This is a genomic window from Leuconostoc kimchii IMSNU 11154, assembly GCF_000092505.1.
Lineage (GTDB): Bacteria > Bacillota > Bacilli > Lactobacillales > Lactobacillaceae > Leuconostoc > Leuconostoc kimchii.
In genome coordinates this window covers 1,210,651-1,222,337 of sequence record NC_014136.1, presented here as the reverse complement: position 1 = coordinate 1,222,337, position 11,687 = coordinate 1,210,651, and the positions used below count along the sequence as shown (strand labels likewise).

At 35.4% G+C, this 11,687-nt stretch carries 14 protein-coding genes, 1 tRNA gene and 1 other annotated feature; of the genes, 5 read left to right on the top strand and 10 right to left on the bottom strand.

Going from position 1 to position 11,687, the window contains the following annotated elements; all coding sequences use genetic code 11:
* Window positions 1-6: 6 nt before the first annotated feature.
* Entirely contained in the window at window positions 7-1,026 is a 1,020-nt protein-coding gene (locus LKI_RS06645; RefSeq protein ID WP_013103390.1) for a uroporphyrinogen decarboxylase family protein, read from the bottom strand.
* Between the two features lie 186 nt (window positions 1,027-1,212).
* Window positions 1,213-1,471: a binding site (T-box leader), on the bottom strand.
* Window positions 1,472-1,597: 126 nt separating this feature from the next.
* Window positions 1,598-2,443, bottom strand: coding sequence for an undecaprenyl-diphosphate phosphatase (locus LKI_RS06640; protein ID WP_013103389.1), 846 nt, complete (start codon window positions 2,441-2,443; stop codon window positions 1,598-1,600).
* Window positions 2,444-2,641: 198 nt separating this feature from the next.
* Between LKI_RS06640 and LKI_RS06635 the strand changes: the two genes are divergently transcribed.
* A tRNA-Lys gene (locus LKI_RS06635) sits at window positions 2,642-2,714 on the top strand.
* 83 nt (window positions 2,715-2,797) lie between these two features.
* On the opposite strand, the gene trhA is transcribed toward LKI_RS06635, so the two are convergent.
* The 4 genes from trhA to LKI_RS06615 form a co-directional block, all read right to left on the bottom strand.
* Window positions 2,798-3,436 (bottom strand): PAQR family membrane homeostasis protein TrhA, encoded by a 639-nt coding sequence (gene trhA / locus LKI_RS06630; RefSeq protein WP_013103388.1) that lies wholly within the window; start codon window positions 3,434-3,436, stop codon window positions 2,798-2,800.
* A 122-nt stretch (window positions 3,437-3,558) separates the two neighbouring features.
* Entirely contained in the window at window positions 3,559-4,440 is an 882-nt protein-coding gene (locus LKI_RS06625; protein WP_013103387.1) for a DegV family protein, read from the bottom strand.
* A gap of 49 nt (window positions 4,441-4,489) precedes the next feature.
* Window positions 4,490-4,828 (bottom strand): fluoride efflux transporter FluC, encoded by a 339-nt coding sequence (locus tag LKI_RS06620; protein WP_013103386.1) that lies wholly within the window; start codon window positions 4,826-4,828, stop codon window positions 4,490-4,492.
* A complete protein-coding gene (locus LKI_RS06615) occupies window positions 4,825-5,208 on the bottom strand; it encodes a fluoride efflux transporter FluC (protein WP_041762798.1) in 384 nt (127 codons plus the stop codon). The genes LKI_RS06620 and LKI_RS06615 overlap by 4 nt, the downstream gene beginning before the upstream one ends.
* Before the next feature lie 129 nt (window positions 5,209-5,337).
* On the opposite strand from LKI_RS06615, the gene LKI_RS06610 reads away from it, so the two are divergent.
* Complete coding sequence (locus tag LKI_RS06610) at window positions 5,338-5,589, top strand: hypothetical protein (protein ID WP_013103384.1); 252 nt, start codon at window positions 5,338-5,340, stop codon at window positions 5,587-5,589.
* A gap of 110 nt (window positions 5,590-5,699) precedes the next feature.
* Here the strand turns inward: LKI_RS06610 and LKI_RS10765 are convergent, their stop codons facing one another.
* Window positions 5,700-5,813: a bacteriocin gene (locus LKI_RS10765; protein WP_013103383.1), complete on the bottom strand. Its 114-nt coding sequence runs from the start codon at window positions 5,811-5,813 to the stop codon at window positions 5,700-5,702.
* 362 nt (window positions 5,814-6,175) lie between these two features.
* Between LKI_RS10765 and LKI_RS06605 the strand changes: the two genes are divergently transcribed.
* Window positions 6,176-7,306: a sensor histidine kinase gene (locus tag LKI_RS06605; RefSeq protein WP_242651955.1), complete on the top strand. Its 1,131-nt coding sequence runs from the start codon at window positions 6,176-6,178 to the stop codon at window positions 7,304-7,306.
* A gap of 5 nt (window positions 7,307-7,311) precedes the next feature.
* Complete coding sequence (locus LKI_RS06600; protein WP_013103381.1) at window positions 7,312-8,037, top strand: response regulator transcription factor; 726 nt, start codon at window positions 7,312-7,314, stop codon at window positions 8,035-8,037.
* Window positions 8,038-8,203: 166 nt separating this feature from the next.
* Here the strand turns inward: LKI_RS06600 and LKI_RS06595 are convergent, their stop codons facing one another.
* The 3 genes from LKI_RS06595 to LKI_RS06580 all read right to left on the bottom strand — a co-directional run bounded on the left by LKI_RS06595 (window position 8,204) and on the right by LKI_RS06580 (window position 9,254).
* Entirely contained in the window at window positions 8,204-8,428 is a 225-nt protein-coding gene (locus LKI_RS06595; protein WP_013103380.1) for a hypothetical protein, read from the bottom strand.
* A gap of 386 nt (window positions 8,429-8,814) precedes the next feature.
* Complete coding sequence (locus LKI_RS06585; protein WP_013103378.1) at window positions 8,815-9,021, bottom strand: hypothetical protein; 207 nt, start codon at window positions 9,019-9,021, stop codon at window positions 8,815-8,817.
* Between the two features lie 23 nt (window positions 9,022-9,044).
* Window positions 9,045-9,254: a Blp family class II bacteriocin gene (locus LKI_RS06580; RefSeq protein WP_242651954.1), complete on the bottom strand. Its 210-nt coding sequence runs from the start codon at window positions 9,252-9,254 to the stop codon at window positions 9,045-9,047.
* Window positions 9,255-9,533: 279 nt separating this feature from the next.
* Here LKI_RS06580 and LKI_RS06575 point away from each other — a divergent pair, with 279 nt between their 5' ends.
* Window positions 9,534-11,681: a peptide cleavage/export ABC transporter gene (locus LKI_RS06575; RefSeq protein WP_013103376.1), complete on the top strand. Its 2,148-nt coding sequence runs from the start codon at window positions 9,534-9,536 to the stop codon at window positions 11,679-11,681.
* Window positions 11,682-11,687: the final 6 nt, after the last annotated feature.

Here is an 11,687-nt window from a genome sequence, read left to right as displayed (position 1 = left end):
GTGTGATTATGCCTTTACTTTCTTCTGCTGCACTGCTTCTGATACCCAACGTAGACGATTCAAATCGATATCACGTGGTACGGTACAATTTGCGCCAATGATTAAATGATCACGACCTGTTTCTTGAATCAGTGTATGAACATATTGCTGTATGTCTGATTTTTCGCCCTGATACAATAAATCGTGCTTTGTGTTACCAAAACCCCCTAACACTGTTTTGTTCGGAAAAATATGCTTACCTTCACGTAGTGACACTGATTCAATATCTGTTGCCCAATTGATAATTGCTACTTCATAAGTTTTGAACCAATGTACGTTATTTCTAGCGCCACCGTTGCCACAAATATGTAAAATATTGACATCCGATAACTTATTAGCTGCTTGCAACACCTGATGATCAGTATCAGCCACAAATTTTTCAAAATCATCTTGATCAAGTCGCGGATCTTGAATGACTTGGGTACTATAGTAAATACCATCTGCACCAGCCCGTATAGCTGTTTGCACTTGCTTAATGACATCTTGCGCTATAACTTGCAAAGCTTGTTTGATCGCCTCAGGTTTTTTTAAGATTTCTGTGGCTAATATTTTATCAGCATTTACTTTATCGTGCTGACCATTATCCTGTTTGACCAATGCCCATTTCAATAGCGTTGTCGGTGAAAAAATATTGTAAAAACCCGTGCGTTTACCAATTACTGTGCGTTGTTTACCAATCAATGTTGCTGTTTCTTTCAGCCATGGGTGATCATCTGCTATTGGCACTAAGCCATCATAAACTGTACGATGTTCACTGTTTTCTTGATAATTGAATTGGTAATGAAATAGACCATCACTCATTAATTTAACAAAGTCTGGTGATAAACGATCAACTAGTTTTTGCGTGCCACTTACTGTGCGATCAATAATATCCGGATCCTTAAAGGCATCAAGATCAACCCCAGAAGTTGCTGAGAAATGGTACCAAAACCCAACCGGGACCTGCTGATGACTCTGGTTGACTAATGTATTTTTTGTATCACTCATGTATTCTCCCTTATAAAGATAAATAAATTAGAAAAATAACAAAAAAATTTTAACCATCACATTCGGCTACTAGCAATTCCTAAACCTTTTAAGTAAATCAACCTTGTTTTAATTATCAAACAGGACATTTAATTTCTCTCCTTACATTTTTGAACAAAAAAATCCCGCAACTTGAATGCATTCAAGTTGCGGGACGACATGGTCGTGTTACCACCCGTTTTTTGCGTATAATTACTTATACACACTTACTAAGTACGGAAAAATATTGCTTTCGATACTCTGACACGATAACGGGTGTACCCGAATGACGTTTACTTAATCCATAAAGCTCACATCATTTTTAACTCCAAGACCATTTTCCCAATCAACATCATACTAACTTTCACCAAACGTTAGCTCTCTATGCAATCATGTCGATAAGTACTTATCTTTTCAATGTTATATGTTGAAAATATTATATAACGCTCATTTTCTAATGTCAATGCCTGATTAACAATATTTCAAATTTACATTGCTGTTGATTAACAAAAAAGCACACAAATGTCCGATTTGTGTGCTTACCTGTTGATTTCTATTTAACAACGCCAATGACACCAAGTAACAAGAATACGATACCAACCACAATACGATACCAACCAAATATCTTAAAGTCGTTGTTCTGAATATAACGCATCATTACCTTGATTGCGAAAAAGGCGACAAGCCATGATACGATAAAGCCAACTAGGAATACAAGACTTTGCATACCTGTGAACCGACCACCACCTATCAAAAATGAACCAACTTTCAAGAATGTGACGCCGAACATAATTGGAATAGATAAGAAGAACGAGAATTCTGCGGCAACAAAACGTGATGCACCTAGAATAACAGCGCCTAAGATTGTAGCGCCCGATCGTGATGTACCAGGCACTAATGACAATACTTGGAACAAGCCGATAAATAATGCCAACTTGAACGTTATTTTATTAACATCTGTAATTTTAGGTGCAATGTTTTTTTGTCGGTTTTCAATCAAAATAAATGCAATACCATAAACAATTAACATCGCAGAAACGACCCAGAAATTGAGAAGATGCGCATCCATAAAGTCATTAAACAAAAGACCAAATATAACTGCTGGAATAACACCGACAACAACTTTGATCCACAATCGCCAAGTCTGAAAGCGTTCTCGTGATGTTTTTTGTGATGAGAACGGATTTAAACGATTAAAATAAAGCTGAATCACAGCAAAAATGGCACCAAGTTGAATGGCATAATCAAAGACTGGTTTAAAACTATTTGTCCAAACATCCCCACCTGGTATACCCATCAAGGCTTCTGCCAAGATAATATGCCCTGTTGATGATACTGGCAGAAACTCCGTGATACCTTCTACGATACCGATAATGATCGATTTTAATATATCTAACATATGCTATATTGTTTTGTGAACAGTTATTGTGCCTATGACACCCAGATAACTATCACGTTTCCTTCCAATTTAACTCTCTTTATTCTATACTATATAAAGTTATTACGCTACAAAACACATGTTTGTTTTAAAAACTATTGTTTTTTTTTATTAGGCATGGTATTATATTATATGTTGTTTACAAGATAAACATCGTATGGACAGCTAGCTCAGTTGGTAGAGCAACGGACTCTTAATCCGTGGGTCCAGGGTTCGAGCCCCTGGCTGTCCACTAGATCAAACCAATAGAAATATTGGTTTTTTTTGTGCTTTTTATCGTGCTAAAAGACCGAAGCGTTGGCTTCGGTCTTTTGTTTACAAACTCATATATATACTAACAAACATTAAACCCGCACCAATTAACACAAATATGTGCCAATAGACATGGCCCATTGGGATTTTTGGTATGAGATAAAAAATTGTCCCTGCGGAATAGGTAATACCTCCAGCAACTAAAAGCCAAAAAGCAACCGGTGACAAAACACCCCATAAAACTGGCATTGCTAAGACAATTAACCATCCCATCACCATATATATCGTAACAGACACCCATGGCCAACGCCCAACAAAGAACAAATCATAGGTAAAGCCAGCAATTGTCATGGCCAATATCGCACCCCAAATTGTCCAACCTTGCCACCCTTTGATAAGCAGCCAAGTATATGGTGTGTAACTACCCAAAATCACAAAATAGATACCTGCATGATCAAAGAATTGAAACAGTTTAGCTGCTCGCGTAAAGACCAAGGAATGAAACAGCGTTGAAGCGAGCAGAAAGAAGCCGATTGTGCTGATATATATTATAATGGCAGTCATTTCCAATGCTGTCACTGGTCGTCTTAAAACATGAAGCATTAGCGCAATGCCAGCTAACACGGCTAACAAAAATCCGAGTCCATGGGTCACCGCGTTTAAGACTTCATACGTAATTTGGTAACGTTTAGATCGTTGCATTTAGTTGTCCCCGTAAATCAATTTAATGTTAATATTATAACATGATCAGCTATAGGATAGCATCATTTGACAATGCCATTCGTGAGTTAGCACGTCAATGGTTCACTTCGAATCACCTAATTTTAGACGAGTGTTTCCCAATCACGCGCCCATAAGACACCCATTGCACCATCACCCGTATGCACACCAATATAAGCACCAATGACGCCACGTTCAAACTTAACTGTCGGATAATCATGTTGTAAGTCCTTGAGCCACTTATCACCAAGTTTAGGATCATTCCCATCTACAACAATAGCACGAACCGGAAAATCAACCTGTGTTAAATACTGATTAAGTGCTGTCTTAATTTCTTTCAGCGCACCACTCATTTTACGTGCTTTACCGACTGCACCAATTTTACCTTCATTTTGAATATCCATTGATAGGATTGGCTTGATGTTAAGTAACCCACCAACTAAAGCTGCACCACGGGATAACCGGCCGGTACGTTGTAAGTGTGATATATCATTAACAACAAAACGTACGTCAAAGGTCTGTTGTAAAGTATGTAAGGCCGCCATGATGTCATCTAATGTATGGCCTTTTTCAGCCATAAAAGCTGCCATAACCGCTTGCATGCCCGATCCCATCACGGCAAACTTCGAATCCCATACACGAACATCTGAAAGGTCTTGACATGATTCTGCTACTAGGCATGCTGTTTGGTAGGCACCCGATAACCCTGAAGAAATAGGTACAATCAATGCTTGGTCATATCCAGATAACTTAGCAACATTTAAAATTTCTTCCCAGTCTCCTGGCGCCGGTTGAGATGTTGACGCTACCATTTTTTTATCCTTCATCATCTTAACTAATTCACCAAGATCATGAATATCCACTGATTCTTTATAGACTTCGTCTCCAAAAATAATCGGATCGTTTACTTGAAAAATATGATAACGATTACGAATTGCTGCTGGTATTGCTGAAGCTGAATCACTAATTATTGCTATTTTAGACATTTTATTCTCCTAAACGAACAGACGACTCATAGTCTGTCAATGTTGTGACCTAATTCATAATGACCAAGGCGCTGCCCAACATAAAACACAGCATGCCGCCAATCAATTGTACCATGAGATAAATTAATTGCTTGCAAAATGACTGTTGCGCACTTTGGACCATCATTGTACTAAACGTGGTAAACCCACCAAGCAACCCTACAGACCAAAAATTGTGCATATCAGATAGCTGATGACTTGCAAATAACATCCCCATACATAGCGAACCAATCATGTTAATCGCAGAAACAGCTGTAAAAATATGTGTGTGAAATGGCCAAAACATAATTATTAAATAGCGCAATATTGTACCAAGCGCGGCACCAATAAATACTGATAATAATATCATACGGCTCTACCAACTTTTTGCCCTAATCTTACCATTAAAATACCACCAAAAACGGTCAATATAATATATAACCATGCAACTTGTAAATTATTGCGAAGTAATTGATTAAATTGTAAAATCATTGTACTAAATGTGGTAAACCCACCAATAATCCCAGTGCCAATAAACGGTTGCCATCGCGTTAATTGGCTGCTATTTTTAGTTAAATACGCATCAAAAAGTGCTAATAAGAAGGCCCCTAGCCAATTAATAGCCACTGTCATCAAGGGCAGATGCCCAATAATTGGTAGCAAACTGAGTAAGTAGCGCAAACTACCCCCAATGCCACCACCAAAACCGACAATCAATAGTTCACTTAGACTTTGTCGTTGTTTTTTCATAACTATCATTTTAACAATTTTAAGCATGATGAGCAAAAGAAACGTCTCCTGCATTGCTTTTTTATCGGGTTCATGCCACAATGTAATGGCTAATTTTTTTATTTAATACCAACCAATTAGGGAGTTACTATGTTTTCATATTATGTTTTGCCAACCATCTATATTTTATTACTTGTTATTTTTTCATTACTCAAACCTGAACGTTTTACAATCACGGCGTCTGAATTTCAACGTGTCACTACGAAGGCAGTACTTCTAGCTATTTTGGCAGTCACACTGACCACAAGTACACTCACACAAGTTTATGGCTTTTGGTTCAATATCACATTATTCTTGTCATTAATCCGTGTGGTAACGCGTGTACGACAACAGAAAAAATAGCAATACTTGCTAAAAAGCATTGATTGAAAATTTCAATCAATGCTTTTTAGTTTATTTTTCGTTGTAAAAACTTTACCGGCTATTATTTTTTGAATAATTCAAAGCTTCCATCACCACAAATATTTCTGATTAAATAGTCGTGTCAATGTTTTGACTACATCTCCACCTGTAACTTGGCTTAATTGTTCTTGACTCAACACTTCAACATCTTTTATGTCTGACATAACATTCTCTTTTCTAAATTAATTTATATTCACATTATCCTTGATATGTTTTATAAATTAAAGATATACAACACGAGTGGTTAATATTTGATATTGAATGGTACAATATAACATTTCTATAAAAATATAGTAAGCGTTTATCTTTTACTGTACAATAATATTCAGATGGAAACGGGGGAAACATTGTGTATTTACTGTCACTTTTTAATATCATACTAGCTATTTTCAGCATATCAATAATTGAATACACTGTGTTTATTTCTCTCTTAAAAACAAAAATTTCATTCATCCATTATTTAATTTTTTTACTCTTAGAAACCTTAATCACGTTAATCACTGGTGCATCTGGTCGGATCTTTCATGTGATACTTTTAGTTTTGATGGCTCAATTTATTTTAAAATCTACTCAAAATATTAACTTAATTTTCTTTTATGCTCTATACACCATTATATCCACAACTGTTTTCGGCGCAATAATACAATCGCTAGAAAATCTACTCGCTACTGATTTTCTTGTACAAGATGCATCCTCTATTTTTGACACAATTGTGACACCACTTTTCCTAACTATCATCCAATACTTTATCATAAAATATCTCACACCCAGTTTGCTTATTTTAAGAAAAAATCGTAATTTACAACAACATGTTACATTTAAATTAATGAATTTGCTTTTGTTTTTAAGCCTAATATTTTACACAGCTACGTATATTTTTAATATCAGTGGTTATAAACACATTGTTAATCTCTTCTTCGCTTATTGCTTAATCATCATTTTAGTTTATTTACACTACATTACACGCAGTCACCTTAATCAGCAAATTATCGATCAAAAACAACTCCAACTAGATAATTTAACACATTATACACAGCAAATTGAAGAACTGTATCATAGTCTCAATGGGTTTCGACATGACTACGCCAATCTCATGATTAGTTTAGAGGAAAGTATTCAAACGAATAATATGACACATGTTCATCATATTTATAACGATGTCCTTAAAAGTGCGAAACTTAAATTAGGACACAACAATTATACTTTAAGTACACTAAGAGCAATTGAAATCCCCGCTATTAAAAGCCTTTTATCTCATAAAATTATCGATGCTTTGGAAAAGGGCATTCGTACCGAAATTGAAATTGAACAACAGTGGACAAGCTGCCACATGGATACGCTTGACTACATTCGAATTCTAGGCATCTTACTTGATAATGCTATCGAAGCAAGCGAAAATACTGCTAACGCATTTATCCATATTGCCGTGATTATCGATCCGGTACAAAAAGAAAATCGCTTCATCATTGAAAATGCCACCACTGAGGAAACAAGTGCAATTCATCAGCTTTTTAAACACAGTGTCACAACAAAAGGAAACGGCCATGGTACAGGTCTACACAACGTGCAACAAATTTTAATCGACTACGAACAAGCACACTTAGAAACAGCACACGCCAACCATAAATTCAGCCAAACATTGGTTACACAAGGATAATTTTTATGCATATCAATATTTTAGAAGATGACATTATACAACAACAAAAATTAAAGCGCTATTTAGTTGAAATTATGCAAGAAAATGATTGGTCTTATCAGCAAATCAATACCTATTCTAGACCAGAACAATTGCTCACTACTTTAACCAGCCATGGTACACATCACCTCTATTTTCTCGATGTTGAACTCAAAGGTTCCGATAAAAAAGGATTCGAGGTTGCCAAAGAGATCAGAAACCATGATCCATATGCCATTATTATTTTTGTAACAACACACTCTGAATTTTTATCGCTCACTTTCAAATATCAAGTATCCGCACTAGATTTCATTGCAAAAGATCAAGATGCCAGGAATTTTAAGCAACAACTAGAAAATAATTTACAACATGTCGTTGAACAATTCAACATCGATACGCCACTTGACTTATTCCAATTCGACACACCAAAGGCCCACTTTAAAATACCTTTTAGTGATATTTTGTATTTTGAAACACAACCCGGAACGCGTCAAATTGTGCTCGTTGGTGTTGCGCAACGCATGGAATTTACAGGCCAATTACAAGACATTGCGGCCATGGATAGCCGTCTATTCCGCAGCCATCGCGCTTATCTTGTCAATACGAATAATATTGAACAGATTGATAAGGTTAACAATGTCATTATTTTTAAAAACCAATCAACCTGCTTGATTTCACGCCGAAAAGTGAAAGCATTGATAAATATTTTATAACTAAAACCCGGTGACAATGCTATTAGTAGCATTGTCAGCGGGTTTTTGGTTGTGTATAGCAACTCTCAAGTTATAATTATGACTGATGCAGGTTGTAAACTGATATCAAATACATATTGTTTACATAATTTTTATAAGTAATAACGCTCAATATTTTCTAAATGTATTATTTGTTTTTTGTCTCCACCAAAACGCCTAGTGCTCCTATGGTAGCAATTAATATACTAAAATAGGATAATTGCCATAAACTATAAGACAATCCTAAAAACAAAATTACAAGTTCTAATGTGAGCAACTTATTTTTCCTATTACCAAATATTCTCAATGCACTAGCAATAAAACCGAAAATGGTTAGAATGGCAACTACTATAATTAATAAGTTACTAATCATATACCCTCCTTATGTGGCCATAATTTCAAACACTACTGTTGAAATTAATTGTTAACATTTTTCAGCATATTTAGTAACCCTTTTCTTCCCAATATGTGTATAAGATAAATAAAATATATTTAAAATATAAAAAATAGCACTGCTGATAATAATAACATCAAAGGACATCAAAAATATTTGAAAAGAATATGCAACAACCATACTTGGAAGCATAGCTGCCATCGCCATTCCTGCATTTTTGATAGCAATCTTACAAATCATATTTTTTTGTATAACTATTAATTCACCCTTTAATATAAATACTCAATAATTTGCTAATACACTGTTTCTCAAATACAATCTATGATACTCAATTTGATTGTGCATTATATTTTTTAAAAATAACTTTAACGTTCTTTAAATTTTCCAAGAAACCCACGTAAGATAAAATCAAATACCCAAAATATAATTGTTGCTAGAACGGCCCCGAATATGGTAGTTTTTTCACCCATCATATTCATTATCAAAAAAAATATGATCCCAAATAATACTGCACCACAATCCATTAATAAAAATTGCTTAATTAATTCATTCTTTTTGCTTTTATTTTTCATAAAATATCCCACAATCATAACTATTAATAATGGGTTACCGCATAAGAGGCTGCTCCCGCTGCCGCACCAACATGTGCACCAACAAACATGCCACCTGGCCCTCCTGGTATTCCTCTAATAACGCCACCAAGAGCTCCTGCTCCAATAGCTTTAGCAAGACCTTTGCCAGTCATTACCCCACCAACTATTGTCTCTAAATTTTCAACATTCATTGGTTCAAAATCGTTTATCATAACTTCCATCCTTCGTTCTATCCATCTCACTAGTGCGTTTACATCCAAAGTATAAAAACACTGTTGTTTTTTTATCGTTGCGCAACGAATATACCCAATATACGCTCATGAATTTCTACTTGATACATTAATGACCTCAATGGTCTGTTTACAGCACTGAAAGGTTGAAATTAGCCATTCACGTCAAAATATCTACCATTGACGTTTATTTTGTAAAAAAAATGTATTTTCCCTATAAAATTTAGACTGGTACTATTTTAAGGGAGACTATATATAATAATGAAGAGATTTGATTATATATCACAACTAGAAGAAAAAGATTGTGGTGTATCTGCACTTGCGATGATTTTAAAACAATACGGTTCTGATGTTTCCTTAGCAAGTATCCGTGAACGTTGTCAAACATCACTGACAGGAACCACGGCACTCGGTTTAGTGAAAGCTGCCGAATCATTTAACATGGATGTTCGACCTATTAAAGCCGACCTGACATTATTTGATATGAAAGATTTACCATTACCATTTATCGCTCATGTTGAGAAAAACGGACAATATTTGCATTATTATGTTGTGTATCATGTTACTAAAAATAAAATCATGATTGCGGATCCAGACCCAACAGTTGGTAAAACAACTATGACGCTGCAGGATTTTTCTAACGAGTGGACCGGTGTCGCATTATTCATGTCCCCATCCCCAGAATACAAACCAGTTAAAGAAAATAAAAGCAGCATTCAATCATTTTTACCCATTATTGGTCGACAAAAACCACTGATTGTTAATATTATTGCGGCGTCTTTATTAATCACATTAATTAGCATTGCTGGTTCATACTACATGCAACTTGTTATCGACGCTTATGTCCCCAACGGCCAAGCTAATACCTTAACTATTGTTTCATTAGGGTTGATTGCCACCTACATCCTACAACAAGTACTGGGTTTTACTCGAACCTACTTATTAACAGTTATGGGGCAACGTCTATCTATTGAAGTCATATTGTCTTATATTCGGCATTTGTTTGAATTACCAGTTAATTTCTTCGCCACACGACGAACTGGTGAAATCGTGACACGTTTTAATGATGCTAATGCTATCATTGATGCAATGGCTAACACGATTCTTTCTTTATTCTTAGACTTAGGCATTACTATTATCGTCGGTAGTGTCTTGGCTGTGCAAAACATACAACTGTTCCTACTCTCTTTAATTTCATTTCCAGTATATTTTTTAATTGTTTACACCTTTATGAAACCCTTTGAACACCTCAATCAAGAACAAATGGCGAGTAACGCAACGTTAAGCTCATCGATTATTGAAGATATTAATGGTATAGAAACAATCAAATCACTCACAAGTGAAAAGTCTAGTTATCAAAAAATTGATCGAGAATTTGTCGATTACTTAAAGAAATCATTTGCACATCAAAAAAGTGAAGCGATTCAAAATAGCATTAAACAAGCGACTCAACTGATTATTAATGTGCTCGTCCTATGGTTTGGTGCTAAACTAGTTATTTCTAATCAACTTAGTGTGGGTCAATTAGTCACGTATAATGCCTTATTAGGTTATTTTACCGAACCGTTTCAAAATATCATTAACTTACAAACCAAAATACAAACAGCAACTGTTGCAAATCGGCGATTGAATGAAGTGTACTTAGTGGATTCAGAATTTAAAGCGAACGAATCACAAGAATTACAAAAAGATAATTCATATGACCTCAAAATAGACAAAGTCAGCTATCAATATGGTTATCAGAAACCTATTCTAATAGACTTTTCTCTTAAAATAGCTTTTGGTGAAAAAATAGCCCTTGTAGGTGTTAGTGGATCAGGAAAATCAACACTTGCCAAACTGTTAGTTAACTTCATGTCACCATCTAGCGGAAACATTCAAATTGGTTCCCAAGACATTACTCACGTTCATCGTCAAAATCTCAGGCGACATGTGACCTATTTACCCCAAAATCCTTATATATTTACTGGCAGCATCTTGGATAATCTCACGCTTGGTGCCCCTGACGGTACAACACAAGAAGATATTTTAAATGCTGTGACATTAGCGGATATCAAAAACGATATTGAAAGTATGCCTCAGAACTATCAAACTGAAATTTCAGAAGATGGCGGCATGTCTGGTGGTCAAAAGCAACGCATTGCTTTAGCTCGTGCGCTTTTAAGTCAATCCCCTATTCTCATTTTGGATGAATCAACTAGTAATCTCGACGTATTGACTGAGAAAAAAATAATCGATAACTTACTCACTATTAAAAATAAGACAATTATATTCATCGCTCACCGACTGACTATTGCTGAAAAAGCACAACGCGTTATTTTACTTGAATTAGGTGCTATTGCTGAAGATGGTACTCACAACGAGCTGCTTACCCATCACGCACAATATTATCATTTAGTTAATCGCTAATCATCG

Excerpts from the sequence above, each read along its gene's own strand:
- LKI_RS06645 (WP_013103390.1), bottom strand. The coding sequence starts at position 1,026 with ATGAGTGATACAAAAAATACATTAGTCAACCAGAGTCATCAGCAGGTC.
- LKI_RS06640 (WP_013103389.1), bottom strand. The coding sequence starts at position 2,443 with ATGTTAGATATATTAAAATCGATCATTATCGGTATCGTAGAAGGTATC.
- trhA (WP_013103388.1), bottom strand. The coding sequence starts at position 3,436 with ATGCAACGATCTAAACGTTACCAAATTACGTATGAAGTCTTAAACGCG.
- LKI_RS06625 (WP_013103387.1), bottom strand. The coding sequence starts at position 4,440 with ATGTCTAAAATAGCAATAATTAGTGATTCAGCTTCAGCAATACCAGCA.
- LKI_RS06620 (WP_013103386.1), bottom strand. The coding sequence starts at position 4,828 with ATGATATTATTATCAGTATTTATTGGTGCCGCGCTTGGTACAATATTG.
- LKI_RS06615 (WP_041762798.1), bottom strand. The coding sequence starts at position 5,208 with ATGAAAAAACAACGACAAAGTCTAAGTGAACTATTGATTGTCGGTTTT.
- LKI_RS06610 (WP_013103384.1), top strand. The coding sequence starts at position 5,338 with ATGTTTTCATATTATGTTTTGCCAACCATCTATATTTTATTACTTGTT.
- LKI_RS10765 (WP_013103383.1), bottom strand. The coding sequence starts at position 5,813 with ATGTCAGACATAAAAGATGTTGAAGTGTTGAGTCAAGAACAATTAAGC.
- LKI_RS06600 (WP_013103381.1), top strand. The coding sequence starts at position 7,312 with ATGCATATCAATATTTTAGAAGATGACATTATACAACAACAAAAATTA.
- LKI_RS06595 (WP_013103380.1), bottom strand. The coding sequence starts at position 8,428 with ATGATTAGTAACTTATTAATTATAGTAGTTGCCATTCTAACCATTTTC.
- LKI_RS06585 (WP_013103378.1), bottom strand. The coding sequence starts at position 9,021 with ATGAAAAATAAAAGCAAAAAGAATGAATTAATTAAGCAATTTTTATTA.
- LKI_RS06580 (WP_242651954.1), bottom strand. The coding sequence starts at position 9,254 with ATGATAAACGATTTTGAACCAATGAATGTTGAAAATTTAGAGACAATA.
- LKI_RS06575 (WP_013103376.1), top strand. The coding sequence starts at position 9,534 with ATGAAGAGATTTGATTATATATCACAACTAGAAGAAAAAGATTGTGGT.